The following is a 25105-nucleotide window of genomic DNA, read 5'->3' on the forward strand; positions in this document are numbered from 1 at the left end:
CATGACGCGTTTCAGGACCGGGTTATCATAGATATGCTGACCGATTTTCTACTTCGTTTCTCGTATCTGTTCATCCAACGTGGCGATGTGCTCGTTGAGTGAATGGACGATGGCTGCTTCGCCCACCTGCGCGATTTTCTTCCATCTGACGCATCGCTTCCGGGTTCTTAAGATACCTGACCAACACGCGGTCAACTGGCTCACTCAACGGGGCCGGGAACCACGGATCAGGCTGATGCAGTGTGCAGTACCGGACTGTCGTCGCTGCATCGCTTTTGTCCGTTTTGTTCCGGGCCAGTTCTGTATTGCCGAAGGAATGGATACACGCCGGGTTCATCAGACTGACGTGGTAGTTGTTGTCTGCCAGATAAGTGGCCAGTTCCGTGCTGTAGCTCCCGGTGGCTTCCATGCAGACATGACAGTCGCCAAAGCGGCTCAACCAGGCCGCGAACTCGCGGTATCCAGAAGGGGTATTGGCAAACTTTTTGGTTTTATACTTCTGATTGTCCAGCGGTACGGCGACATCAAAATCAAATTTGTGTTTGGCGATGTCAACACCGACATGGGGTTCTGCGCATGATGGCACTCCATAAACATGTCTGTAATTAATCGCCGGACCATCCTTATATGTGGGTGCTCATAGGCACAGGATACCGTTCGGTCTAGAAGGCGACAGGGAAATAGACAGCCGGGGCACAATCTCTCCCACGGGCTCATAGGCACCAGGGTTAGGGGGAGCTCACCGGCTATCTCCCGATAATCTGTCGGGGATCTTCTCCGCTAAGGCGGAGAAGATCAAGACATAAGGGGTTTGGGGGGAGGGGCTAGGTCTGCACAACGCGAAACTCGTTAACGTCAAACAACCCTTTGCTGGTCACCTATCTCTGTATCGCAGCATTTCACTTACGTGCACAGTAAAATGACGGCACCTGCCCGGTAGAAAAAACATACCCTTCTTTGGTAGCAGAGTAAGCGGTGAAGTCGAATTTTAGTCCCGGTTCCAGGTAAAAAAGAGGGAGGTAACGGGCGAGAGCTTTGGTGTCACTGTTGTCGGCCGGTGTGGTCACTGCCGAGATTGACTTAAGGTGATAAACTGTTTTTATCTGACTGAAATCAAAATAGTTTCTTCTGCTTACGCTAGTGGTTTTGTCGCCCTCCTTAAGGGTTCCCTTCAGACTGACGATGCCGTTATTACCTTGGAAGATAAAGTTAACCATGAGGGCCAGCTCCGCATCATCTTTGTGAACCAGCAGCATGGCTTCGCAGCTAAAATGGGTTTGCTGATATTGGCTATAGAGGCGGTATGCCCCCAGCGCGAGCAACAGGAACAACAAAGAGAGTAGTGTAAATACGCCGAACAGTTGGGGCTTATTCATTATGCTGCCACTCCAGATAATATTCAGAAATACAGAGATTCTTTGTCCCTGAAGCAAATGGCCATTCGCAGCGAATTACCGAGGCTCGTGGAACCAATGGGTTGGCGGTAAAGTAGACAACTTCCTGTTTTTTGCAGGTGAAGTTGTTTTGCGCAATAAATTGCATGTAGGACTGCAACGATGTCTGGCCGTTGTCGAGATAGACCGAACACTGCTCTATATTCCCTACGAAGTTAAAATTTGAGAAGAAATTCTTGTTCTCAGAGCTATTCCACGCAGCTAACAGCACAATACCGATACCGAAAGAGAGACTAAGCAATATTGCCCACACATGACGAGGCCGGGAGGATGCTTTTTTATCCACCTTGCTGGGTGTTGACGGTTGGTTTTCCTCCGCAGTAATGGATATTTCTTCGGCAGAGGCTGTACTCATGTCCGGTATTATTCTTGCTACCGGAACTATTGAGGGAATGGTAAGACCCTGGCGGGGCACTGTTTTTATCACTGCTTGCTCATAGCCGGCAAGCTTTAATCCTTTACGTAACATAAGGATGTTTTGGTAAAAGGTATTGTTAGACACCTCTAAGCCATTTTTTTGCCATCCGGCTTCAAACAGGTTCCGCTGCGGAACCAGTTCACCTTGTTGGCTTAATAAAAGCTGAAGGCAGCGTGAGGCTGCGATAAATAGCGTGATTTTCTCACCGTTGACACGAGAGTAAAGCAGGTTTTCCTCAGGCCAGAACTCAACGCTGTCACCGATGAGATAATAATAACCGCGACAATTACTAGTCATTTCGTTTACTTCCTTGTTCAAAATCACGAGCGTTATTAAAACAAAAAATAACGGATAGCATACAATTTATTAAATGAGATTTTTCTTGTTGATTGCTAATGCATCACCGTTGAACAGCCAGGAACCAGGCTGCTCCTGGTCTTGCGTTATAAAACTTAGCAAGATTTTTCTGATTAGTAAATTGATTAATGTCGATTAATGCTCAAATATACCGCTCTAGGCATCTTCTTAAGGTAAGTTGATCTTAAGTGAAATTTTTTACAATGATATGATTTTATTGATTTTTTTATATTACTTAAATGAAATTTCACAGGTTGATATAAATTGATTATGGCATTTTGGAGTCGATCGCTAACATGCATCCAACTTTTCAGCGATAGTGGCGGGAAGCAGATGTACGATAGCCGATATGGATTTGGCGATAAGTTTGGTAGCGTTATGGATGACGGGTACGGTGTGGGTGAATATGATTTCGACTATCATAGTGAAGATATAAGTGAGATTTCATTCCATATCTCCAGCAATAATAGCTACTTTTTACAAGGTATCAGGTGTAGCTTGATTAAGTTGCAGCAACAGCATAGTCATGTTGCCTTTGAGCATTCGATATCGGATGGTTCGGCACGCAGTGCATTGCTGATTAGCGAAATGATACGTGAAAAGAAAAGCCGAACGTTGATGGTAGTGATTGCCAGTACGGCGTTATTGAATATATTGTCGCTAAGCATTGAGCAACGCTACAGAGATCGGGTTGTTTTTATTGCGACCAATGAGTGCTCTAATGCACTGCTGACACAAATTGCCGATTCACCAAATACAACATGGGCAAAACGCGACAAGTTTATCCCTAAAGGGACCTTGGCTGCGTTAAGCAACAGAGAAAAGCGGATTTGCTATTATCTTTTTCGCGGTTACACGCCAAAAATGATCGGTGCGATTTTAGGGATTAATATTAAGACGGTCAGCAGTCACCGCGTGTCCGTTATGAAGAAAATTGGTTGCACCAATAAGATTGGCTTATATAAGACCTTGCGGGTCTATTACGGTACCAGCGTAGAAGGCTGACCGATATAACCAATCTTGAGTGCCGGAAGTATAAAAAATGAAGCGTATTCCTATTGGATAATGGGCGGTCGCCTCATGTTTTTTGCAGTGCCCAGACCATGTTTGACATGGATGGTTAATTAGTCGTTTATATCAATCAATTTATAAAGGAATAGAAATAATGAAACTGAACAAATTCACAGTTGCCGCAATCGCTTTGGGTTTTGTTTCTGCTGCCAATGCTGCACAGGACGCGGGCCATGGCACAATCGAATTCTACGGTTCCATCATTGATGCACCTTGCTCTATCGCCCCAGGCGATGACAACCAGCGTATCCCGATGGGCCAGATCGCTAACGTGGCACTGAAAGACGGCGGCAAATCTACCCCTGAAAACTTCTACATCCATCTGGAAAACTGTGATGCATCTACCCTTAAAACGGTAACCACCACCTTCACAGGTCCAACTTCTGCGGGTAACGCCGATCTGCTGGGCATCACCGGTACTGCTCGTGGCGCTAGCCTGGCTATCACCGACGGTAGCGGCACGCTGATCAAACTGGGTCAACCAACTGCTCCACAGGGCATCCAGGATCAAACCAACATTCTGAACTTCTCTGCTTACCTGCAGGGCGACATGGGTGTTGACGGTAAAACTGCTGCAGAAATCGTCCCAGGCGACTTCAGCACCACGACGACCTTCACCCTGGCTTATCAGTAAGTTTTAACCGGTCAAGCGGTCACACATGCGGGGAAACCCGCATGTTTATTCTGAAGGTCATGGTGTCGAAGGGAATTAACAGCGTGAACAAAATGGAATATATCGTGGCGAGCTGCCTGCTCAGCACTCTGTTTAGCGTAACCGCAATGGCAGATACGTTTTTGGGACGGGGCCGTGTCGTCATGGAAGGCAGCATTATTGAAACTGCCTGCGCCATTGAGATGAGCAGCCGTGAGCAAGTGATTGAGATGATCACCGTTCCTGCGTCACAAATTGCTCATGATGGGCAAGGTATCGCTAAACCTTTTGTCATTCGCTTAATTAACTGCACCTTGCCACGCTTCGATCCCACGATGCCCGATTGGCAGGCATTCCGCGTGACCTTTGATGGTTTGAAGGATGGTGCCTTGCTGGGTATTGAAGGCGAGGCCCAAGGCGTTGGGCTACAGATCAAAGACCAATCAGGCAACATCGCATTACCCGGCGTAGCTATGCCCCTGGCAGAGTTGAGCTCCGGAGATAAGCTGCTGCAATACACCGTAAACCTGTTGCCGAATCACCAAATACTGCGAGCCGGTGAGTACCGTTCCACCGTGCGTTTCAAAATGGATTATTACTGATAAACGGAATTTTTATCGATGGCCAAACCTGTTGCGAATTCTACTTTCCGGCTGCGCGGATTGTGGGTCTGTATTGCTTTATCGCTGGGAAGCCCGGTTTATCTTACGCATGCCGCAGAGGATATCCAGTTCAATACCGATGTGTTGGATATTAAAGATCGGGAGAATCTCGATCTCAGTCATTTCTCCCGTGGCGGCTATATTATGCCAGGGACTTACACCATGGCGGTGTTTCTCAACCGGCAGCAAATAGCGGAGCGTTCAATCACCTTCGCGCCATCTAAAGCAGATCCTAAAAGCAGCGAACCTTGCCTGACGCCTGAATTGATAGAGCTGTTTGGCCTGAGAGACAGCGTGCTCAAGGACATTGTCTGGGAAGACGATGGGCAGTGTATCGATCTGCAAAGCATTCCAGGATTGACGGTTCAGGGCGACCTGGCGACTTCGTCCCTGCAGCTCAGCGTGCCACAAGCCTATCTTGAATACAGTTCTGAAAATTGGGATCCGCCTTCCCGTTGGGACAACGGCATTACCGGTGCGTTGTTTGACTATAACCTGAACTTCCTGACTACGCGCCAGCAGCACCAGGATCAGGCCTATAGCCTGAGTGGTAATGGGACCACCGGGGCCAACTTTGGCCCTTGGCGTCTGCGCGCGGATTGGCAGTTGCAGATGCGCAATCAGTCTGGCACCAACGGCGAAAATAGCCTGGATTGGAGCCGTTATTACGCCTATCGCGCCTTGCCCAAGCTGCTTGCCCGCCTGACGCTCGGGGAGAATTTTCTCAATTCAGATATTTTCGACAGCTTCCGTTTCACCGGCGTTACGCTCAATACCGATGACAACATGCTGCCACCTAACCTGCGCGGCTATGCCCCGGAAGTGAGTGGCGTTGCCAAAAGCAATGCCAAGGTGACTATTAGCCAACAGGGCCGGGTGTTGTATGAAACTCAGGTCGCGCCAGGCCCGTACCGCATTCAGGATTTGAATGATGCGGTTTCCGGCCAACTGCAGGTTCGCGTCGAGGAACAGGATGGCAGCGTGCAGGAGTTCGCCGTAAACACCGCCAGCATCCCCTATCTGACCCGTCCAGGTTCGCTGCGCTATAAACTCGCGGCAGGCCGACCGACCGATTGGAAACATAACGTCACCGGGCCACTGTTCTCCACCGGCGAGTTCTCCTGGGGGGTTAGCAACGGCTGGTCACTGTACGGCGGCGGCGTGGGGAGCGACGACTATAACGCGTTGGCGTTGGGGGTTGGCCGCGATCTGATGATGCTGGGCGCACTGTCGTTCGATGTCACCCAATCCCGGGCTAATTTGCCGCAGGAAAGCTCGTTGTTTGGTAACTCTTACCGCCTCAGTTATTCCAAACGTTTTGACGATTATGACAGCCAGGTGACGTTCGCTGGCTATCGCTTCTCCGAACGCAACTTTATGAACATGAGCGAATTTTTGGATGCACGGACTACCGGTTACCGCACCCAGAGCAGCAAGGAGATGTACACCGTTACGTTCAATAAGCAGTTTGTCGAGCTGGGCCTGAGCACTTTTATCAATTACAGCCACCAGACCTATTGGAATGACAGTGCCAACGATCATTACAACCTGTCGCTGGCGAGATACTTCGATCTGGGCAAGTTCAAGGATCTTAACCTCTCGTTGACCGCCTATCGCAACAAATTTAACGGCACCAACGACGACGGCATGTATCTGGCGGTCACCATTCCCTGGGGCCACTCTGGTTCCATCAGTTACAGCGGGTCATGGGATCGCAATGAAAATACTCACCAGGTGGGCTATTTCGGCCGCGTGAATGATGCCGACTCCTATCAGATCAGTGCAGGTAGTGCCCGCCAAGGCGCGGTTGCCAGCGGTTACTACACCCACTTGGGCAACGACGCGCAGGTGAGTGCCAACGCGGGTTATCAAGCTGGGCGCTCCAGTTCCATGGGCCTGCTGTTGCAAGGTGGGGTGACGGCGACCGGGGAGGGCGTGGCCATGCATCGGATTGGCATGCCTGGCGGAACGCGCATTTTATTGGATACCGATGGAGTCGCAGGCGTTCCTGTGCGCGGCTATGGTGCCACCACCTTATCCAACCGCTTTGGTAAAGCCGTGGTGTCCGATCTCAACAGCTACTACCGCAACCAGGTCAGCATCGATCTGAACGCGCTGGATGACAAGACCGAAGCGCTCAGCTCGGTGCAGCAAGCGACATTGACCGAAGGGGCAATTGGTTTGCGGCGTTTTGAAGTGGTGGCTGGTGAAAAAGCGATGGCGGTGGTTCGTCTGGCTGATGGGTCATCACCGCCTTTCGGTGCCACGGTACAAAATAGCAAGAAACGGGACGTCGGTATTATCAACGATGACGGCAGCGTCTATCTGAGCGGCATACAACCCGGCGCCAAGATGACCACCAGTTGGAATGGCATCACCCAGTGCGAAATAACGCTGCCAACGCATATCCCACAACATGGGACACAGAATTTACTGCTGCCTTGTCGGCCAATCGCCGCAGGGGAAAATCCGGAAACGGAAAACAGAAGCTGAACGGAAAAAGACTGATGAAATTAACGACCACACATTTATTAACCGCTGGCGCACTGCTGCTGGCCATCTTTACCTCACAGGCCAATGCGGCGATTGCCCTGGATCGTACCCGGGTGATTTATAACGCTTCCAACAAGTCTGTCAGCATGAACGTCAGCAATGAAAACAAACACCTGCCTTATCTGGCCCAGGGGTGGATTGAGGATGAACAGGGCAATAAGATCACCAGCCCGCTGATCGTTCTGCCTCCGGTGCAGCGTATTGAGTCTGGTGCCAAAAGCCAGGTGAAAGTGCAGGGGCTGCCTGCTTTGCAGCAACTACCACAGGATCGTGAATCGCTGTTTTATTTCAACCTGCGTGAAATTCCACCGCGCAGCGACAAGCCGAACACGCTGCAAATTGCATTGCAGACACGCATTAAACTGTTCTACCGCCCGCAGGCGATTGAACCGACCAAGGAACAGATGAGTACGCCGTGGCAGGAAAAAATGACGCTGACGCGCCAAGGCGATCGCTATGTGGTCAACAACCCGACGCCGTATTACATCACCATCGTTGAGGCTAGCACCACTAAAGGTGGCCAGAGCGCCAAAGGGTTTGTGCCGTTGATGGTCCCCCCTAAATCCAATGCACCGCTAAGCGCCAGCGTCAGTGCTTTAGGGAGTGCGCCGGTGCTGACCTACGTGAATGACTTCGGTGGCCGCCCAGAACTTATTTTCCGCTGTGCGGGTGATACCTGTCAGGCAGAACCTGGCAAACGTAACTCATAGCCTACGCGCAACAGAGGTGAACTATGCCGTGGAAAACGTCGACGGGATTTGCAGGTTTGATACTGGTTTTGGGCATGTCATCAGCGGTTGCTGCGACGTCCAACCTGACTATCTCGGGCAATATTTTACTGCCGCCGCCCTGCGTGATTAACGGGGATCAAACCATCACGGTGGATTTTACCAACGAGGTGATGACGACCCGGGTTGATGGTATCAACTACCGCCAGCCGGTGCCTTACACGTTGGAATGCTCGGCAGGCAACACCAACGCGTTAAAAATGCAGATCCAGGGCATGGACGCCGGTTTCGCCGGCGCTCTGCAAACCTCGAAGGGCGATCTGGGGATTGCCTTATCGAGTGACAGCCAGGCAATGCCAGTGAATAGCTGGCTGAATTTCACGTTGCCGGATCAGCCAAAGTTGTTTGCCACTTTAGTGAAGCGCCCAGGGAGCACCCTGACCGCTGGCTACTTTACGTCGGCAGCCACGATGGTGGTCGACTACCAGTGAAACGGGAGAAAGGAATGAGATCGGTTGCAGGGATGTCACTATTGCTATCGTTTGCTCTGCTGGCCATATGCCCGTCGCAAGCGGTAGAAAACATGAGCTTTAGCGGTACGTTGATTGAGCCGCCCCCTTGTCTGGTGAATAACGACAAAGACATTGATGTGCCTTTTGACCGGATCGGCGTCAAGAGCGTGGATGGGGTGAAGCACCGCCGACAGGTTGATTACGTGCTGGACTGTACTGCGGGGCCTGCCTGGAGCATGGTGCTGACGCTGCTCGGCCCGGTCGCCGCCTTTGAGCCGGCTACGCTGCAGACCAATATTGCCAATCTGGGCATCAAAATTTACCAGAACGGCGAGCCGTTTGAGCTCGGTACGCCTATCGCTGTTGACCCGCTCAATCCACCGTTGTTAGAAGCTGTGCCGGTTAAAAAACCGGGCACCGAACTGACAGAAGGGACGTTTGAAGTTACGGCAACGCTGCTTGCGGATTACCAATAAGGAGCTGATATGCGGCAAATACTGAGATATCTCTGTGCCACCGTCGCTCTGCTTGCACTGAGCCAGGGCGTTCAGGCGGCAAACATGCGCTTACATGGCACGCTGGTGGCGGAACCTTGCATCATCCCGCCGGGTGAGGAAACCGTCCAACTGGATTTTGGTACGGTGATCGACAAACAGCTGTATCACAATCAAAGAACCACCAGTTGGAAGTTCAAACTGCACCTGAGCAACTGCGATCTGACGCTAGGCAAATCGGTGCAGGTCACGTTCACCGGAGTGGAAAATCCCGCCTTGCCGGGATTACTGGCGCTGGATGCCTCCAGCCAGGCATCGGGCATTGGTATTGGTATTGAGTCAGAAAATGGCGCTCCTTTGCCATTGAACCAGTTAGGCCCCTATCGCTACCCGTTAGCGGCAGGGGACAACTATCTGCGCATGATGGCCTATGTGCAAGGTGAGCCAGACGCGATTACCAACCGAACCATTAATCGTGGTCCTTTCAGTGCCAGCATGACCTTTGCATTGACCTATGACTAAGGGCTGACGCCGCTAGGCCTCTGTGAAGAGGCTAATCAGCAATAGCGCAGAGCAATAAGGAACAGAGATGAAGTTAATAGGGACAGCACAGCTTAAAAAAACGGCCGTGATTATCGGCCTGATAATGCCCGTATATGGTCACGCTCTCGGGATCGATGTGAGCTGGACGGGGCCAAAGCAATTAACCATTAGTGCCCAGCCTGATGGGATCGGTGGATCCACCACTACGTGTAGAACCGGCACTACAGTTAACTTTTACGCTATATTGGGTACCAGTTCGGGGATGTACCAACGCTTTCTTGTGTCAGCTAGGGGAGTGGCAAGTGGCAACTGTAGTGAGGTTTTGGCGTCAATACTCCCTATCACGTATACATTGCAAGGCGATGAAAAGTATTTCTTCGGACTGGGTAAAGAAATAGGCAAACGTCCTGCTGATGGTCCGTCTATGAACGTTTCTCTCGAACATGGTAGTGGAACCGGTGACGCCTGGAAACCTCAGCCACCGCCAGGCCCCGCCTGTTCACTGGTAGGCACTTCGGTAGACATCAGCTATGGGGATATTCAGGCCGATAGCGTGCCAGGGTTGAAAAAAACCTCGGACTTGTACGTTAAATGCACCGCCAGTGCTACGGTTAAAGTCACGCTGGTCGGCTACACCTCTAGCGGTATCAAACTGCGTACGGATGGTTCACTGGCGGCGGATGTGCTTGTGCGTGACCAGCCAGCCAATGTCGGCAGCCTTGAAAAGATCGAGGCCAACCAAACGATTGCCGTGCCTATCTCTTCGATATTGAAGGTTAACGGTAATCTGGCGGGGGGGGATTTCCGCGGCTCGGCAGTGATTAATGTGGATATTCTTTAACGTTCTCCCCTGAAGACGTCAGCCTGCGTTTTGCAGGCTGACATCCCCAGCCGTTTCCGACCTGTTCCACGATCGCCTAGCGGGCAGTTTTTTATTACCGGTTGTCTGCATTCCCTTTATCTAAACTTCTCAATCAATAAACCCTGTGCACGTCATTAGCGAATGTATTACCGCTAAGGTTATGTGACATTCTGGACGGTTAAAAATAACATGATGAACAATTGATTAGCAAAATAGCGTGACGGCATTTTCATCTTATTACAAAATTTAAAATACTATTCGATTAATTACTGTCTAGCATAGTGATTAGGAAAAATCCTCACTTTGGCGGTGGGCGGCAGGCCAGCGCTGGCTTTGCTTACAAAACGCACTTTTGGTGAGATAAATCTTATATTTGTAGGAGGTGGAAAATAAACCTTTAAATTTTTAGGGTCTTGTCGTGTTAACAGTTTTAGTCGTCTGGCGCTTAATGCTATTTTTTATTTGGTAATCCTTCATCACAATAGGCTATGCTTTAAACAATCTGTCAGCGACAGATTTTATTAATTCTTGAGCGAGTAATATCCAGCATAATTGCAATAGGAGTTTTTTGTGGCACAACGTAAATTTCTCACTCTCACCGAAGTTAACAACCTGATGAGTGCTGCCCGGAATAAACAGACCGGGGTACGGGACAGTTGCCTGATCCTGCTTGCCTTCCGCCACGGGTTTCGTATCAGCGAGTTGTTGAACTTGCGTTATCACGACCTGGAAATGATTGAAGGACGGATAAATATACGCCGGCTTAAGAATGGATTCTCTACCGTTCATCCTCTGATGAGTGATGAATGCAAGGCGATTAGGGAGTGGAACCAGGTCAGGGCACAGTGGAAGCCTGCCGTGGATCCAGAGATTGTTTTTATCTCTCAGCGTGGCACCCAGCTATCGCGCGGTCAGGCCTGGCGCATTATCCGTCAGGCTGGGGAACTGGCGGGCACCGCTACCCATACGCATCCCCATATGCTGCGCCATGCCTGCGGCTATGAATTGGCGGAAAGGGGCACGGATACTCGCTTGATTCAGGATTATCTGGGGCATCGTAACATCAGGCATACCGTCCGCTATACCGCAAGCAACGCGGCGCGCTTTGTCGGGATGTGGGATCGTAACGGATTGGTTATAAAGGATTTATTGGTAAATAATCAGGCGCAAGATGGAACAATTGGGGCTAAACTGTTCCTAATTCTTCAACGTTCGGTAAGATTTTGCAATACCTCATGTTAGAATATTCCTGAATTACGTTTTATCATAATGATAAGTAAGCTTATTTTTTTATCTCATCAGAACAGCCTCTTCCCCTCCCGCAATTTTGTCATGGTATAAATTCTCTGCTGTTAATCGAAAATCTCACCAAAGTCACAATAATGAACTTATTGCAAAGCATTTAATATTTTTTTCCTGGTTTTGAATATTAAAAATAGTCAATTAATTCGTAATTTATTAATTTACCGCTTTTTTATAGGGTGAGACAAAATAGCCCCAAATGTCTCATGTTGCTGGCGAAAACTGAACGGAATAGGGAGGTCCGGCCGTGAGTAGAAATGAAGTCTGTGCGGTTGCCCGCCAGGGGAATCGACCTCCACACTTTTTCATGGTTATGAAACATTATGTGTTCAAAGGAAAATAGTATGAAAATCAAATCACTGGTTGCTGGTATTGCCGCAGTTCTTTCTCTGGCTGGCGTCGCTAATGCGGCAACGGTTACTACCGTCAACGGTGGCCCTATCCATTTTAAAGGGGAAGTTGTTAATGCGGCTTGTGCCGTGGATGCCGGTTCTATTGGCCAGACAGTGCAATTGGGGCAGGTTAAAACGACTTCACTGGCTACCGCTGGTGATGTTAGCTCCGCTACCGGGTTCAACATCCAGCTGAATGATTGTGATTCTACCGTTGCTACCCAGGCAGCTGTCGCTTTCAGCGGCACAGCGGTTAACGCCACCTATCCTACTGCGCTGGCCCTGCAAGGCTCTGCGGCTGGTAATGCAACTAACGTCGGCGTTCAGATCCTTGATCGCACCGGTACTGCGTTAGCGGTTGATGGCGCTACCTTCAGTGCGGCTACTACGCTCTCTGATGGCACCGTTATTGTTCCATTCCAGGCTCGTTATATCGCGACCGGCGTAGCCACTGCCGGTATTGCCAACGCTGATGCGACCTTCAAGGTGCAGTATCAGTAAGCTGAATTAGCTTATCAAGGATGATGATTACAGGCCAGGGAGGCCTGATTTTCAGCTACCGGAGGCAAGGAGTGTGCGATGTGGAGAATGGGAGCGGGACTCCTGCTAACCCTGCTGTTGGCGGGGAAGGTCGTTGCTGACGATCGTTGGGAGGAACAACCTCTCGGTGGCCTGATGCGCTTTCAGGGTGAAGTGATCGCTGAAACCTGCTCGGTGGAAGCCGGAGATCGCAACTTGACGGTATCGATGGGGAATATCACCACCGACCGGTTTCGTATGCCTGGCGATGAGGCCGATCCAGTCCCCTTTGATTTACATCTGCAGAACTGCACTACCGCGGTCAGCCGTAACGTGGGGGTCATGTTCCATGGCATGGCAGACAGCAATAATCCGCAGGTGCTTTCTGTTGGTGAAGGGCCAGGTGTCGCCTCTGGCGTAGCCGTGGCGTTGTTCGACGACAGAGGCCGATTTATTCCACTCAATACTGCGCCGCGGTACTGGGTGCCGTTGCAAGAGGGGCCGGTGATCCTGCATTTCGTAGCGAAATACCGCGCCACCGGACAGCCGGTGAACAATGGTTTGGCTAACGCTCAGGCCTGGTTCGCACTGACTTATCAGTAGGCCTTGGCCGCAAGATGAAAAGTAATAGCGCTGCGAATGCTTGGCCCTTGGCCGCGCAGTGTTATGGAAGTCAGATCCTGATGGACGAGGTAAATGTGAGAACAATTTCGAAGGTTGGAAAGGTGATGTCCGTGCTGCTGTTGTTGGCGGCGGGGCATGTTGGCATGGCAAACGCCGGAGTCGGCCTGGGCGCGACCCGGGTGATCTATCCTGCCGATCAGAAGCAGGTGACTTTGGGAGTCAGCAATAACGATGAGAAAAGTACCTATCTGATCCAATCCTGGGTAGAAAACGCTGATGGCCAAAAAGATGGTCGGCTGATTATTACGCCACCGTTATATTTGATGCAGGGAAAAAAAGAAAACACGTTGCGCATTATTGATGCGACTAATCAAAGCTTGCCGAAGGATCGGGAAAGCCTGTTCTGGGTTAACGTCAAAGCGATCCCCTCACTGGACAAATCACGCCAGGATGAGAACACCCTGCAATTGGCTATTACCAGCCGTATCAAACTGTTTTATCGCCCCAATGGGCTGAGCATTGCGCCAGACAAGGCAGCGGAGCAGCTGCGCTTTAAACGTAGCGGCAAAGAGTTGACGATCGTCAATCCTACCCCTTATTTCATCACGCTGAGCGAGTTGAACGCTGGCACTCGGCAGTTGGCAAACACCATGGTATCGCCTATGGGATCGACCAATGTGGCGCTCCCCGCCGATGCAGGCAGCACGATTTCCTATCGGACTATCAACGATTACGGTGCCCAAACGCCGGCATTCAAGGGTGTGATGCAGTAAGGCCTGGAGCCGCTATCCACTTCATCAAGCTATAACCAGATAAATCAGGCAGCCGGGCGACCTGTATCGAACCGGAGGGATCATGCTATACCTGAAAAACGGCACGGAAAGTCGCAGAGTGATAAACGATAACCACCAGGGTGCCCCCATCTTAAAGCTGACTTTAACGCCTTTGGCCTTGATGCTGTGGGCGCTATGTGGCGATGCATCGGCTCGAGCGGAAAATTACTTCAACCCTCGTTTTCTGGCTGACGATCCGGCGAAGGTGGCCGATCTGTCTGGGTTCGAAAAGGGACTTGAGGCGCCTCCGGGTATCTACCGTGTCGACATTTATATGAATGACGGGTTTATGTCGACCCGGGATGTCTCTTTCCGGGCCGATGCCGATAACAAGGCCTTGGTGCCTTGCCTGACTCGCAGCCAACTGGCCACCATGGGTGTCAATACCCGGGCGGTCCCGGGAATGGCCATCTTGGCATCGGAAGCCTGCGTACCATTAACCTCGCTGATCAAGGAAGCCTCCACTGATTTTGACGTTGGGCGGCAGCGCCTGTCTATCAGTGTTCCTCAGGCTTACATGGGCAACTCTGCCCGTGGTTATATCCCGCCTGACCAGTGGCAAAACGGCATCACTGCCGGGCTGCTCAATTACAGCTTCACCGGCAGTAATGTCCGTAACAGCCAGTCGAGCAACAGCAATTACGCCTTCCTTAACTTACAAAGCGGCGTGAATCTGGGGGCCTGGCGGCTGCGGGATAATACTACCTGGAGCTACACCAGCGGCGGTGGATCGAGCGCTAATCAAAACCGCTGGCAGCACGTCAATACCTATTTGCAGCGGGACATTGCGCTGCTGCGCAGTCGCCTGACGTTGGGTGACGGCTATACCTCAGGGGACGTTTTCGACGGCGTGAACTTCCGCGGCGTACAGGTGGCGACGGATGACAATATGTTGCCAGACAGCCAGCGAGGGTATGCTCCCGTGATCCGCGGAATTGCCCGCGGCACCGCCAGGGTCACGGTCAAGCAGAATGGGTTTGAGGTGTATCAGACCACGGTGCCGCCAGGCCCATTTACCATCGACGATCTGTCTGGATCGGGCAGCGGCGGTGATTTGCAGGTCAGCATTCAGGAAGCCGACGGCACGGCTCAGGTCTTTACCGTGCCCTATACGTCGGTTCCTGGGCTGCTGCGCCAAGGGCAGGTGAGATATACGGTGATGGTGGGGCAGTATCGCAGCGGCAACGATCAGCAAGAAAAGCCCACCTTTGGCCAGGGCACCCTGATGTGGGGGCTGGCTGACGGCTGGACGCTGTCTGGTGGCACCCAGCTTGCCGATCGCTATCGTGCGTTCAACCTTGGAGTGGCTAAAAACCTGGGCATTTTCGGCGCCGTGTCGTTTGACATCACCCAGGCTAGCGCCACCTTGCCGGATGACAGCACCCATCAGGGGCAGTCGCTGCGCTTCCTTTATAACAAGGCATTGAACGAATGGGGCACCAACCTGCAACTGCTCGGCTACCGCTATTCCACCAGCGGCTATTACGCGCTGGGTGACACGACCTGGCGCCAGATGAGCGGCTACAAGGCAGCAACCGATGAAGGTATCGTCGAGCTCATTCCGAAACTTACCGATTACTACAATCTGGCCTACAACAAACGTGGGCGGTTGCAGATGACGGTGACTCAGCAGGTTGGGGACAATGGCACCTTTTATCTGACCGGTAGCCATCAGACTTATTGGGGGGTCGGTAAGGCGGATGAACAACTGCAGGCTGGTTACAGCGGTACGTTGGAGGATATCACTTATACCCTCAGCTACAGCCTGACCAAAAATGCCTGGCAGGACGGACGCGACAATATGCTGGCCTTTAACATCAGCATCCCGTTCAGCCATTGGTTGCGTTCCGACAGCCAGTCCGCTTTCAGCCGCTCTAGCGTCAGCTACAGCATGTCTGACGATCTGAGCGGTAGGATGACCAATCAGGCTGGGGTGTATGGCACGTTACTGGAAGATAACAACCTGAGTTACAACGTGCAGGCCGGTTACGCCGGAGGCGGAACGGGCACTTCAGGCGGGACGGGTAACACATCGCTGAACTATCGAGGGGCTTCTGGCAACGCCAACGTGGGTTACAGCCGCAGCAGCGGTACCAGCCAACTGTATTACGGGCTGAGCGGCGGTGTGCTGGCCCATGAAAATGGCATCACCCTGAGTCAACCACTGAATGACACGCTGATCCTGGTCAAAGCGCCGGGGGCGGGTAACGTATCGGTGGAAAACCAGAGCGGGATACGTACCGACTGGCGGGGATATGCCGTACTGCCGTTTGCCATGGATTATCGTGAAAACCGCGTGGCGCTGAACCCCAATACGCTGGCAAACAACGTCGAGCTGGATGACGCGGTGGTCAGCGTAGTGCCGAATCACGGCGCGGTGGTGCTGGCTGATTTTAAAACTCATATCGGGCTGAAGGTACTGATGACGCTGACCTATAACGGACAACCGTTGCCATTCGGGTCGGTGGTGTCCTTCGATAATGGTCGCTCTGGCAGCATTGTTGCCGACGGTGGGCAGGTATATCTGACCGGGCTGCCACCAAGTGGCGAGGTGAAAGCCAAATGGGGCGAGGGTGCAGGCGGGCAGTGCGTGGCGAGTTACCAACTGCCGCCGGAAAGTCAGCAGCGGGCACTTAGCTATCTAACGGCAGTATGCCGATGACGCCGGGCGGGAGAGGCGAGCAATGAGAATACAACTTTATAGCCTGTGTCTGCTGGCGCTGTTTAGCGCCAGGGTAACGCAGGCTGCGGACAGTACCATCGCCATTAACGGCTACGTTAAGGACAATGCCTGCTCCATAGCGCCGGGTTCGCAAAGTTTTGTGGTGGATCTGATGAGTAATGCGGCCAAGCAGCTGCATCGGGTAGGGGCGACAACGCCGATGGTGCCGTTCAGCATCGTGCTCGATAAATGCGGCGGTTCAGCCATTGCGGTGAAAACGGGTTTCACCGGTGGGGCAGACAGCGACAATCTGACTTTGCTGAAAATCGACGGTGGGGCCGGTGCGGCAGCCGGCATGGGTATACAGATCCTCGATAACAACGGCAATGCCATTGCTCTCAATGAGATCTCGAGTGGGTTGAACTGGTCAAACATCACCGCTGGGCAATCTAATACGCTGTATTTTTATGCGCGCCTGATGGCGACCCGTGCCCCGGTGACTGCCGGGCAGGTTAGAGCGACGGCAAACTTCACCCTGGAATTTCAGTAACCGGAGAAAAGGGCTATGAACATGAGCAAGCTGGGTCCGATCGCGGGGTGGTTACTGATGATGGTACTCCCCCTGGCGCATGCGGCAGATGTCAACATCACCATCAATGGCAAGGTGGTGGCAAAACCCTGCACGGTATCCACCGTGTCCACTACGGTAGAGCTGGGTGATTTGTATACCTTCAACCTGCTGGCGGCAGGTGCGACTTCGCCATGGCATTCGGTGACATTGAACCTCACCAACTGCCCGGTAGGGACCTCAAAGGTGACCGCGACCTTTTCCGGCACGGCCGATAGCAGCCGAAGTTATTACGCCAATCAGGGCGCGGCCCGCAATATTGCGTTGCAACTGGCTGATAGCAGTGGGGTAAATCTGCCTAACGGCAGTACCAAAGTTGTGGCGGTGAATGACGCATCGCTGGCCGCCAGCCTGGTTTTGCAGGTGAGAGCCATTACGCCCAGCGGCAATGTGACGCAGGGTTCGATTCAATCCCTGATCAACGTGACTTACACCTATTCCTGATGATGAAGAACATATGAAAGACTTAATCCGCGTATTTCTGAAATATCTGGGTGCAGCTGCGCTCTTGATTGGCTACTCATCCAGTGCCCATGCATTTGCTTGCCAAACGGCGGCCGGGGCAACCATCCCTATCGGTGGCGGCAGCGCTAACGTGTTTGTGGATTTGACTCCGCAGATCGGGGTCGGCCAAAACCTGATCGTTGATTTGTCCCGTCAGATATCCTGCCGAAATGATTATCCAGATACTCGAATAGACTACGTTTCTCTGCAAAGAGGCTCGGCCTATGGTGGCGTACTGGCAAGTTTCACCGGTAGCTTTGTGTATGACGGTACTTCTTACCCATTCCCGACAACCTCTGAAACCAAGTCCGTTGTCTATAGAACCACCACTATGACGCCATGGCCCGCCGTGCTTTATCTCACGCCTATCAGCACCGCAGGTGGAGTGGCGATAACCAGTGGGTCGTTGATTGCGGTGTTAAATATGCATCAAACCAATAACGTAGGAGAATCGCATTCGTATATTTGGAATATCTATGCCAGCAATAGCGTGGTGATCCCTACCGGTGGCTGTGATGTATCTTCCCGCGACGTTACCGTGAATCTGCCAGAATATCCGGGAACGGTGTCGATACCGTTGACGGTGCGTTGCGCTAAGAACCAAAACCTGGCCTATTACCTGACCGGGCCAACCACGGATGCCGCATCCACGATTTTTGCCAACACCGCCTCTGCACCGGTGGCTCAGGGAATTGGCATTCAGGTTGCCAACCGCAATGGTGTCATTGCCACCAATAGGAACGTTGCGCTGGGTACCGTCGGTAGTTCTGCAGTCAGTTTAGGTTTGACCGCCAACTATGCACGCACTACCGGTCAGGTAGTAGCGGGTAACGTCAAGGCCGTGGTGGGGGTGACCTTTTTGTATCCTTGAATGTGCGTTTGAACGAGGCCTCAAGCCTGGGGGAAGGGCACTAAACACGGTTATTTAGGAGGAAAAATGCAGCAGGCAAATCATCAGCAAGTCGAGCATGCGACAGCGGAAAGCCGCAAGCGAATTCTGGTTGTTGAGCCATCCAGGATCAATTGGATCGGGCTGCAGCGGTTACTGGGGGACGTGGGTAGCACGGAGTTAAGTTTTTGCCGGGTCAGTAAACTGACCGATGCCAAAAAGAAAATTTATGAATTTAAACCTGATGTGATCTTGTTTAGCTCATTATCTCGTGGCACTGACTATCTGTCGTTATTATCCTTTTTGTCAGATATTGCCAGTTATCATCATAAAACCAACTCAGTGATCTGGTTGCAGCATGATATGGCCTGGCTGGTGCAACTTCTCCACGCGTTTGGCGTAGATACGGTACTGATCGATCCGGTTAACCTTTATCAAATCACCCAATGTTTAGGCAGCGAGCAGACTGATAAAACGTCCAAAAATGCGGCTTTATTAGGTAAACAGGAAAGATTAATTGCGCTAGCCTTACTGCGCGGGCGCAGTGCTACGGCTATTGCCAATGTGACGGGCAAAGATGTACGTACCATCAGCACGCAGAAGAAATCGATCATTAGAAAGTTACAGATGACAACCAATGAGGAACTCTACCTGCTGGCGGGTAGGCTGGTTTATTTAACCAAGATAAACAGACTGAGTGGTGAGGTGTGATGAAAAAAATAATGATTATGCATCCCTGCATTGTGACCTGGCATGGTTTGTATCAGTTATTCAGGCGCAAACTGCCTGATGCAGAGATCTTACCGGCACACTCTATCTATGATTTGGTGTTTAATGATGATTTATCTGATGCTGATCTGATCGTCAGTGAGCTCTATGGCCTGAATGAAAATATCACTATGGGGGCGAAGCTGCTGTCATTTATTCAATCGGTCAGGCAGGACAAACCGTTACTGATTATGACCGATGTGCCAGGAAAACAGGTGTTGGATTGCCCGGGTTACCTGCCTGGGGCATCCTATATTGCTCTATCTGAGGATATTCGTCAGCTAGTTAATCAGGTCGATCGGGTCTTGTCTGGCAATATTGTTGTCAGTCCGTCTCTGCGCAGAGAGCGGGAGATTAGTCTGTTCAACGCCGATACCAGACCTTTTTCCCGCTCGGAAATAAAGGTTTATAGCTTATTGCAGGAAGGCTTCAGCATTTCGCAGATAGCGAAGAAGATTTCTCGCAGCGTCAAGACCGTGAGTGCGCATAAACGTAACATGATGGGCAAGCTTGGCATTGAGAGTGAAGTCGAGCTCTATGCCTGCTTTAATCAATAGTCAAATATCGGTTACTGCCCGATTTGGAGATCGCTGATCTACAGCGATCTCCGGCGGTGGTAGAGCATGGTTTGCTGCATAATACACTAAAAGTGAGGTTATTCTGGCAGGGTTCAGCCGTTTTTTCGTTTACCCGCTTCCCATATGCCAGCGAATCGTGCCGCATTACTGGCGGTATAGCGTACGGTATGGCGAATATTACGGTGCCCCAGATAATCCTGGATCAGGCGGGTATCGGCGCCTCTTTCCGCCAGTTCATAGCCACAGGCATGGCGTAACATATGGGGATGCGTATTGATGACCGTCCCTGCCAGTTCGCCAGCCTGGCGGATAATGCGCCAGGCTTGACCACGCGATAACTGGGTTCCTCGCTGAGAAATAAAGATAATGTCCGGGTCTGCCCCCGGTTTCCATTGGGCCCTGAGCTGTTTCCATTCCCTAATTGCCTCGCATTCGTCATTCATCAGAGGGTGAACGGTAGAAAAGCCATTTTTAAGCCGGCGTATATTTATCCGTCCTTCGACCATTTCAAGATCGCGAAAGCGCAGGCGCAGCAGCTCGCTGATACGAAAGCCGTGGCGGAAGGCAAGCAGGATCAGGCAGCTGTCCCGTACCCCAGTTTGTGTCTTTCTGGCAGCACTCATCAGGTTACGAACTTCTGTCAGAGTGAGAAATTTACGCTGTACCAAAGAAAACTCCTATATTTTTTCGCTTAAAAAAACGCCATAATTAGGATTGGATAGAATAAAATTCTTACCTATCGTTTTTAAATCACAAAGGTGCAATAAAAGTTTGCAAGACATTCATTTAGAGATAATTTCATAGGAGAATTCCTATTTCGGTATTTATTGAGATGTTACAGGTGACGACCGACAATATCCAGCATTTACGGGGAGGGATCTGCACTGTTTAAATAGCATTGATAATACAGTCTATAAGTTGGCTATTTCTTGGTGATATAATGATTTTCAGGTTTCTTAATAGTGTAAAGTATAATAAATTCCACATTTGTCAGAATAAAAATTCGATATATGGCGTAATGAATCGATACTAGCCAAAAATTGTACATTGAGCCTATCATGATAGGGATAATCCCACGCGCATTACTAGAGGCTACCAATATGAATATTCAAATAAAAGTTGATAACAATTTGTTCGACAACTTGTCTGAGAAAGCCCGTGAGGCCTTGCTGGACGAAATGCAAACACGTGTCCATGAGGTCTATCCAGCCAGCCATCTCACGGTGATCGCTGGGCTGAATGATAAGACCGAGATCGTGACCAGTGATTTTTTTAACGATGTTGAGGCAAAACTGACCGTGCAGGAAATTGTCGACGATGTCATCCTGCATGGCCATTGGCGTAACGCATAGCCCTCACCCCAACCCTCTCCCACAGGGAGAGGGAGCTGTCAGCCCCTGCTCGTTTGTAAGAAAAGCGATAATCTCAGCAAACTCGATCGGTCCCATCCACAGGGATAGGGGGCTGTCAGCCCCTGCTCGTTTGTAAGAAAAGCGATAATCTCAGCAAACTCGATCGGTCCCATCCATAGGGAGAGGGAGCTGTTATCCCTACTCTTTGGAAGTAAAGAAATCATCTCAGTAAACTCGAACGCTCCCATCCAAGATACATCACCGCATTTTCAGCCCACTCGGTCGGTCCCCTCTCCCTGTGGGAGAGGGTTAGGGTGAGGGGCCCGTGCCTTACTCATACAGATACCCTCTCTTCCCGTATTTTTCCCGCCTAACATGGAAAAAATGAAAGTCCGACATATACTTATGGTGCTAAACATCAATCTGTTATTGAAAGCCGTTTTATCCTGGTTTTGCTAGACCATAAGGAGCACTAATGACTTATCACCTACTCACCCTGTGGGATATTCTGGTTACCACCTTCTCGTTCTTCTTCTTTATTGCCTACCTGTTTATTCTGTTCCAGGTCGTTTCTGACCTGTTCCGCGATCACCAACTGAGCGGCTTTTATAAGGCGGTATGGATTGTGTTCCTGCTGTTCATCCCGTTGTTAACGTCTCTGGTCTATCTGATTGCCCGTGGTAAAGGCATGGCCGAGCGGCATCGTGCGCAGGTGCAAAAATCTGTCTCAGCCACCAACGAGTATATCCGTGAGGTGGCTGGCAAATCGCCAGCCGAGCAAATTTCGGATGCCAAAAAGCTGTTGGATGATGGCGTGATCACCGAAAGTGAATACCAGCAGCTTAAGGCTAAAGCATTGGCTTAAGGTTGAAGTTGGCAGGAAACATGATTGGAGAGGAAAGGGGGCCCGGCCCCCTTATAAAATCAAGGTAACTGCGATCCTGCTTCTTCGTTATCATCCCCTTCGGCACGGCGTTTATTGGCCATATCGCGGGTGGTGCAGTACTCATGCTTTTTCCCAAGTAGGTATACCACTTGGGAGGTCTCTTGCAATCTACCGGGCCCACATGACGAATGCAACTACGCCGCCGCCGTTCGTTGTTGCCTTACCTTTATGGTTAAACGGCTATTGGCTCCCCGCTGGTCGCAGGCCGGAAAGAGGGTCGTGTTGATTATCGATTTGAAATCGTGAGGAACATCTCAGATCGCCTTGTGCAGTGGTATCGCAAAATAATACCAGCGTGCTGTGGTTTGCCGGGGTTCGAGTAATGTAGACAAACTCATCCGGATTGCAGACCACATTGTTGACGGTCAAATATTCTTTGTAGCCAGCCACATTGGTTTCCAGATCGTCTCTATCTATATAGACAGAACATTGATTGATCGTGGCAGCTTTATTGTGGCTGTCAAAAAAACGTGCGCTTTGTGACTGATTGCTGGCCAGAAGGATCATCATAGCCATAATGAACGCCGTAAATAGGCCATAACGCAATAGCTTGCTCTGGTTTAAAACCGTGCGTTTTGACGGCGGCGTTTCGGCCTGTGGGCTCTCCACTGGGATCGACTCCGGCTTATTGCTTTGCTGCACTATGACCTTGGTGCTCTCTTCTTGTTGTATTTCAACGGTGCCGGAAAAAACTACCCCAACTTTAGGAACCGTTCTGATGATATTTTTACTCAACCCGGCTTCCCGCATCCCTTTTCTTACCAATGAAATGTTCTGATAGAGGGTATTGGCAGTGACATATTGGCCGTTTTTTTGCCATACCTCGTTAAAAAAGTCGCTTTGACTGATCACCTCGCCGGGATGCTGCAACATTAATTGCAGGCAACGGCTGGCAGGAACGTTCAAAACGGTTTCTTTACCCCGAGCGCGCAGTGGGCACAGGCAGTGCTCTTCTGGGAGGTACAGTACGGTGTCGTTAATGATCACTTTATGTTTCATTTCAATATATTATCTTTTTGTCGTCTGAGTGTCCGATTTATTTAAAGTATAGTTTAACCGTTTATAGTGGGATGAAAAATCAGTAACAATTCACATTCATTTAAAAAACAATATGTTAATAACTAATCTTAAATGAGAGTGACTGTCATTTAAGAACGATTGAGAATAGTCTGTTCTGATTCAATATGTTTTTTTAATTTGTTGAATTTCATGTATTTTTTTGTTTTTTATCAAGAATAAAACTACTTCACTCAGAAAAGTCTCATCCATGACCTAGTATTTATTCCATCAGCAAGGGGAGCACAAAGTAAAACAGCTTCATCTTGCTGAGGTAAAGGATAGCTTCACCGGTAGCGGCTTTTTATATCGGTGTAACAGATAAATCCTAATCGTGAGTTTGTAGGTAATGGATTGAATATTAATGAGTAAAATTTAATGGCCAGCTATAAATGTTGTAAGATAAAAATCTTTGACATTTATGACTACTCAAATGAGGTGAAGTAATGAGTTATGAAAAACACCAGAATGATTCGCGTCGGCTAGCGGTAAATTCTGACTGAATTGAATTGCTCGGAATTTAATGCTGTCGTGAGACTTTTAGTGATGGCAATGTGATCATCTTGGCGCGGTTGCCATAGTGGAAATTGCTTCTATAATGTCTCACCTAAGGGAGGTTTGTTATTTTTGTTATTAAACCAAAATAATAATCCGAGATGCATATGGAAAATAGACTTTATGGATTCCTAATTGATGATGATATTCAATTCGATATTGCCAACCGAAGACTCCTTTATTACTCTGATGGAGCTGCGGAGCGCACCCTGTTTTTCAAGGTTATCTCTCTAAACGAGATCCAGACCCGATTACTGATTTATTTGCTGGCGAATTGCCGGGATGCCGTCATCTATAAAAATGACATAATGAAAAACGTTTGGGAGGAGATTAATTTATCTTCGTCCAGCCAGCGTTTATGGCATGCAATAAATGAATTGCGTAAGAAACTGGCGTCACTTGGACTCCCGGAAGATTTTATAGCGAACGTTCATGGTATTGGCTATTCCGTCGATAACCACCGAGTCTCTTCGCTATTTATTAAGTAAGTTGTTGTTAATATAAATGCTAGAGTCATCTAGCTATATCCATCCCCATGGGTATTCACCAGGCCATTTTAATGGATATTAAAATGGTATTCATAATACAAGGTAAGTAGGAATATATATGAAAAAGTTAGCAATCGCTGCATCCCTGATCGCTGTTTTCGGTACTGTTGGCCTGGCTCAGGCAGCTTCTACCGGCACCATCACCTTTAACGGTGAACTGACTGCCAACACCTGTGACGTTATTGTTGACGGCCAGGCAGCAAACGCCACCGTAGTTCTGCCAACCGTAAGCACCAGCCAACTGCAAACTGCCACTCGCACAGCAGGTGATACCGGCTTCGTGATGGCCCTGAACAACTGTTCTGGCACGCTGGAAACTGCTTCTGCCTTCTTCCAGGCGGGTGCCTCGGTTGATGCGGTGACTGGCCGTCTGCTTAACACTACCGGTGGTGCAACCAACGTCAGCCTGCAATTGCTTGACGCTTCAAGCCCGACTCAGGCCGTGATCAAAGCCGGTAGCCAAGATCAGGTTACCGCGATGACCTATAAAGACGTTACCGGTGGTAGCACTACTCTGCCGTACATTGTTCGCTACTATGCAGAGGCAGCAACCACTGCGGGTACCGTAGTCAGCAACGTTGTTTATTCTATTCAGTACCAGTAATGGACTGTGGGAGGGGGTATCCCCCTCCCAATCTGTCAG

28 protein-coding genes are annotated in these 25105 nt (G+C 50.3%); 23 read left to right on the plus strand and 5 right to left on the minus strand.

All coding sequences use genetic code 11. The annotated features are described in order from the left end of the window. Positions 1-70: 70 nt before the first annotated feature. From N6G83_RS55000 to N6G83_RS47430, 3 genes are all read right to left on the minus strand, one after another. Complete coding sequence (locus N6G83_RS55000) at positions 71-586, minus strand: transposase (RefSeq protein WP_409529738.1); 516 nt, start codon at positions 584-586, stop codon at positions 71-73. Positions 587-899: 313 nt separating this feature from the next. Beyond that, positions 900-1376, minus strand: coding sequence for a hypothetical protein (locus N6G83_RS47425; RefSeq protein ID WP_074031633.1), 477 nt, complete (start codon positions 1374-1376; stop codon positions 900-902). Then, positions 1369-2169 carry a winged helix-turn-helix domain-containing protein gene (locus N6G83_RS47430; RefSeq protein ID WP_211136886.1) on the minus strand — a complete coding sequence of 267 codons (801 nt, stop codon included), beginning with the start codon at positions 2167-2169 and terminating at the stop codon, positions 1369-1371. Before N6G83_RS47430 ends, N6G83_RS47425 begins: the two co-directional genes overlap by 8 nt. Before the next feature lie 393 nt (positions 2170-2562). Between N6G83_RS47430 and N6G83_RS47435 the strand changes: the two genes are divergently transcribed. The 19 genes from N6G83_RS47435 to N6G83_RS47525 all read left to right on the plus strand — a co-directional run bounded on the left by N6G83_RS47435 (position 2563) and on the right by N6G83_RS47525 (position 19984). Then, a complete protein-coding gene (locus tag N6G83_RS47435; RefSeq protein ID WP_199063390.1) occupies positions 2563-3234 on the plus strand; it encodes a helix-turn-helix transcriptional regulator in 672 nt (223 codons plus the stop codon). Positions 3235-3394: 160 nt separating this feature from the next. After that, positions 3395-3934, plus strand: a complete 540-nt coding sequence (locus N6G83_RS47440; protein WP_074031636.1) for a fimbrial protein — start codon at positions 3395-3397, stop codon at positions 3932-3934. Between the two features lie 41 nt (positions 3935-3975). Beyond that, positions 3976-4554: a fimbrial protein gene (locus N6G83_RS47445; protein ID WP_233169615.1), complete on the plus strand. Its 579-nt coding sequence runs from the start codon at positions 3976-3978 to the stop codon at positions 4552-4554. Positions 4555-4572: 18 nt separating this feature from the next. After that, positions 4573-7107, plus strand: coding sequence for an outer membrane usher protein (locus N6G83_RS47450; protein WP_211136885.1), 2535 nt, complete (start codon positions 4573-4575; stop codon positions 7105-7107). Between the two features lie 14 nt (positions 7108-7121). Continuing rightward, complete coding sequence (locus tag N6G83_RS47455; RefSeq protein WP_074031638.1) at positions 7122-7877, plus strand: fimbria/pilus periplasmic chaperone; 756 nt, start codon at positions 7122-7124, stop codon at positions 7875-7877. A 74-nt stretch (positions 7878-7951) separates the two neighbouring features. Further along, positions 7952-8386 carry a fimbrial protein gene (locus N6G83_RS47460; RefSeq protein ID WP_081375859.1) on the plus strand — a complete coding sequence of 145 codons (435 nt, stop codon included), beginning with the start codon at positions 7952-7954 and terminating at the stop codon, positions 8384-8386. Between the two features lie 14 nt (positions 8387-8400). After that, on the plus strand, positions 8401-8883 hold the full coding sequence (locus tag N6G83_RS47465) for a fimbrial protein (protein ID WP_248006706.1): 483 nt from the start codon (positions 8401-8403) through the stop codon (positions 8881-8883). Between the two features lie 9 nt (positions 8884-8892). After that, entirely contained in the window at positions 8893-9423 is a 531-nt protein-coding gene (locus N6G83_RS47470; RefSeq protein ID WP_211136884.1) for a fimbrial protein, read from the plus strand. 67 nt (positions 9424-9490) lie between these two features. Continuing rightward, positions 9491-10285 carry a hypothetical protein gene (locus N6G83_RS47475; protein WP_260524217.1) on the plus strand — a complete coding sequence of 265 codons (795 nt, stop codon included), beginning with the start codon at positions 9491-9493 and terminating at the stop codon, positions 10283-10285. 591 nt (positions 10286-10876) lie between these two features. After that, on the plus strand, positions 10877-11548 hold the full coding sequence (locus tag N6G83_RS47480) for a tyrosine-type DNA invertase (protein WP_081375852.1): 672 nt from the start codon (positions 10877-10879) through the stop codon (positions 11546-11548). A 404-nt stretch (positions 11549-11952) separates the two neighbouring features. Further along, positions 11953-12501, plus strand: coding sequence for a type 1 fimbrial major subunit FimA (gene fimA, locus N6G83_RS47485; protein ID WP_024530428.1), 549 nt, complete (start codon positions 11953-11955; stop codon positions 12499-12501). Between the two features lie 78 nt (positions 12502-12579). Next, positions 12580-13122 (plus strand): fimbrial protein, encoded by a 543-nt coding sequence (locus N6G83_RS47490; protein ID WP_065686984.1) that lies wholly within the window; start codon positions 12580-12582, stop codon positions 13120-13122. Between the two features lie 125 nt (positions 13123-13247). Next, positions 13248-13916, plus strand: coding sequence for a fimbria/pilus periplasmic chaperone (locus N6G83_RS47495; RefSeq protein ID WP_074031645.1), 669 nt, complete (start codon positions 13248-13250; stop codon positions 13914-13916). 82 nt (positions 13917-13998) lie between these two features. Continuing rightward, the gene (locus N6G83_RS47500; RefSeq protein ID WP_081375854.1) at positions 13999-16638 is read left to right on the plus strand and encodes a fimbrial biogenesis usher protein; all 2640 of its coding nucleotides are present in this window, start codon (positions 13999-14001) and stop codon (positions 16636-16638) included. 22 nt (positions 16639-16660) lie between these two features. Continuing rightward, positions 16661-17188, plus strand: a complete 528-nt coding sequence (locus tag N6G83_RS47505; protein ID WP_065686982.1) for a fimbrial protein — start codon at positions 16661-16663, stop codon at positions 17186-17188. A gap of 15 nt (positions 17189-17203) precedes the next feature. Then, the gene (locus N6G83_RS47510; RefSeq protein ID WP_370592682.1) at positions 17204-17710 is read left to right on the plus strand and encodes a fimbrial protein; all 507 of its coding nucleotides are present in this window, start codon (positions 17204-17206) and stop codon (positions 17708-17710) included. Between the two features lie 13 nt (positions 17711-17723). Beyond that, positions 17724-18641, plus strand: coding sequence for a fimbrial protein (locus tag N6G83_RS47515; protein ID WP_199063387.1), 918 nt, complete (start codon positions 17724-17726; stop codon positions 18639-18641). 66 nt (positions 18642-18707) lie between these two features. Further along, positions 18708-19370, plus strand: coding sequence for a response regulator transcription factor (locus N6G83_RS47520; protein WP_211136821.1), 663 nt, complete (start codon positions 18708-18710; stop codon positions 19368-19370). Further along, entirely contained in the window at positions 19370-19984 is a 615-nt protein-coding gene (locus N6G83_RS47525) for a helix-turn-helix domain-containing protein (RefSeq protein ID WP_074031651.1), read from the plus strand. The genes N6G83_RS47520 and N6G83_RS47525 overlap by 1 nt, the downstream gene beginning before the upstream one ends. Positions 19985-20097: 113 nt before the next feature. On the opposite strand, the gene N6G83_RS47530 is transcribed toward N6G83_RS47525, so the two are convergent. Further along, the gene (locus N6G83_RS47530; protein WP_074031653.1) at positions 20098-20673 is read right to left on the minus strand and encodes a tyrosine-type DNA invertase; all 576 of its coding nucleotides are present in this window, start codon (positions 20671-20673) and stop codon (positions 20098-20100) included. Between the two features lie 432 nt (positions 20674-21105). Between N6G83_RS47530 and N6G83_RS47535 the strand changes: the two genes are divergently transcribed. Both N6G83_RS47535 and N6G83_RS47540 read left to right on the plus strand, forming a co-directional pair. Next, on the plus strand, positions 21106-21357 hold the full coding sequence (locus N6G83_RS47535) for a DinI-like family protein (protein ID WP_074031654.1): 252 nt from the start codon (positions 21106-21108) through the stop codon (positions 21355-21357). A gap of 475 nt (positions 21358-21832) precedes the next feature. Further along, positions 21833-22222 carry an SHOCT domain-containing protein gene (locus N6G83_RS47540; RefSeq protein ID WP_024484143.1) on the plus strand — a complete coding sequence of 130 codons (390 nt, stop codon included), beginning with the start codon at positions 21833-21835 and terminating at the stop codon, positions 22220-22222. 261 nt (positions 22223-22483) lie between these two features. Here N6G83_RS47540 and N6G83_RS47545 read toward each other — a convergent pair whose 3' ends face one another. After that, entirely contained in the window at positions 22484-23302 is an 819-nt protein-coding gene (locus N6G83_RS47545; RefSeq protein ID WP_074031656.1) for a transcriptional regulator, read from the minus strand. Between the two features lie 719 nt (positions 23303-24021). Here N6G83_RS47545 and N6G83_RS47550 point away from each other — a divergent pair. Next, on the plus strand, positions 24022-24402 hold the full coding sequence (locus N6G83_RS47550; RefSeq protein ID WP_074031658.1) for a transcriptional regulator: 381 nt from the start codon (positions 24022-24024) through the stop codon (positions 24400-24402). A 118-nt stretch (positions 24403-24520) separates the two neighbouring features. Next, positions 24521-25066: a fimbrial protein gene (locus N6G83_RS47555; RefSeq protein ID WP_074031659.1), complete on the plus strand. Its 546-nt coding sequence runs from the start codon at positions 24521-24523 to the stop codon at positions 25064-25066. Positions 25067-25105: the final 39 nt, after the last annotated feature.

The organism is Serratia sp. PL7 (assembly GCF_945957435.1).

Coding starts and splice junctions, on each gene's coding strand:
- N6G83_RS47435 (WP_199063390.1), top strand. CDS start 2,563: ATGTACGATAGCCGATATGGATTTGGCGATAAGTTTGGTAGCGTTATG.
- N6G83_RS47555 (WP_074031659.1), top strand. CDS start 24,521: ATGAAAAAGTTAGCAATCGCTGCATCCCTGATCGCTGTTTTCGGTACT.
- N6G83_RS47540 (WP_024484143.1), top strand. CDS start 21,833: ATGACTTATCACCTACTCACCCTGTGGGATATTCTGGTTACCACCTTC.
- N6G83_RS47430 (WP_211136886.1), bottom strand. CDS start 2,169: ATGACTAGTAATTGTCGCGGTTATTATTATCTCATCGGTGACAGCGTT.
- N6G83_RS47505 (WP_065686982.1), top strand. CDS start 16,661: ATGAGAATACAACTTTATAGCCTGTGTCTGCTGGCGCTGTTTAGCGCC.
- N6G83_RS47550 (WP_074031658.1), top strand. CDS start 24,022: ATGGAAAATAGACTTTATGGATTCCTAATTGATGATGATATTCAATTC.
- N6G83_RS47450 (WP_211136885.1), top strand. CDS start 4,573: ATGGCCAAACCTGTTGCGAATTCTACTTTCCGGCTGCGCGGATTGTGG.
- fimA (WP_024530428.1), top strand. CDS start 11,953: ATGAAAATCAAATCACTGGTTGCTGGTATTGCCGCAGTTCTTTCTCTG.
- N6G83_RS47465 (WP_248006706.1), top strand. CDS start 8,401: ATGAGATCGGTTGCAGGGATGTCACTATTGCTATCGTTTGCTCTGCTG.
- N6G83_RS47520 (WP_211136821.1), top strand. CDS start 18,708: ATGCAGCAGGCAAATCATCAGCAAGTCGAGCATGCGACAGCGGAAAGC.
- N6G83_RS47460 (WP_081375859.1), top strand. CDS start 7,952: ATGTCATCAGCGGTTGCTGCGACGTCCAACCTGACTATCTCGGGCAAT.
- N6G83_RS47495 (WP_074031645.1), top strand. CDS start 13,248: ATGTCCGTGCTGCTGTTGTTGGCGGCGGGGCATGTTGGCATGGCAAAC.
- N6G83_RS47470 (WP_211136884.1), top strand. CDS start 8,893: ATGCGGCAAATACTGAGATATCTCTGTGCCACCGTCGCTCTGCTTGCA.
- N6G83_RS47475 (WP_260524217.1), top strand. CDS start 9,491: ATGAAGTTAATAGGGACAGCACAGCTTAAAAAAACGGCCGTGATTATC.
- N6G83_RS47500 (WP_081375854.1), top strand. CDS start 13,999: ATGCTATACCTGAAAAACGGCACGGAAAGTCGCAGAGTGATAAACGAT.
- N6G83_RS47545 (WP_074031656.1), bottom strand. CDS start 23,302: ATGAAACATAAAGTGATCATTAACGACACCGTACTGTACCTCCCAGAA.
- N6G83_RS47515 (WP_199063387.1), top strand. CDS start 17,724: ATGAAAGACTTAATCCGCGTATTTCTGAAATATCTGGGTGCAGCTGCG.
- N6G83_RS47425 (WP_074031633.1), bottom strand. CDS start 1,376: ATGAATAAGCCCCAACTGTTCGGCGTATTTACACTACTCTCTTTGTTG.
- N6G83_RS47510 (WP_370592682.1), top strand. CDS start 17,204: ATGAACATGAGCAAGCTGGGTCCGATCGCGGGGTGGTTACTGATGATG.
- N6G83_RS47440 (WP_074031636.1), top strand. CDS start 3,395: ATGAAACTGAACAAATTCACAGTTGCCGCAATCGCTTTGGGTTTTGTT.
- N6G83_RS47445 (WP_233169615.1), top strand. CDS start 3,976: ATGTTTATTCTGAAGGTCATGGTGTCGAAGGGAATTAACAGCGTGAAC.
- N6G83_RS47490 (WP_065686984.1), top strand. CDS start 12,580: ATGTGGAGAATGGGAGCGGGACTCCTGCTAACCCTGCTGTTGGCGGGG.
- N6G83_RS47455 (WP_074031638.1), top strand. CDS start 7,122: ATGAAATTAACGACCACACATTTATTAACCGCTGGCGCACTGCTGCTG.
- N6G83_RS47525 (WP_074031651.1), top strand. CDS start 19,370: ATGAAAAAAATAATGATTATGCATCCCTGCATTGTGACCTGGCATGGT.
- N6G83_RS47535 (WP_074031654.1), top strand. CDS start 21,106: ATGAATATTCAAATAAAAGTTGATAACAATTTGTTCGACAACTTGTCT.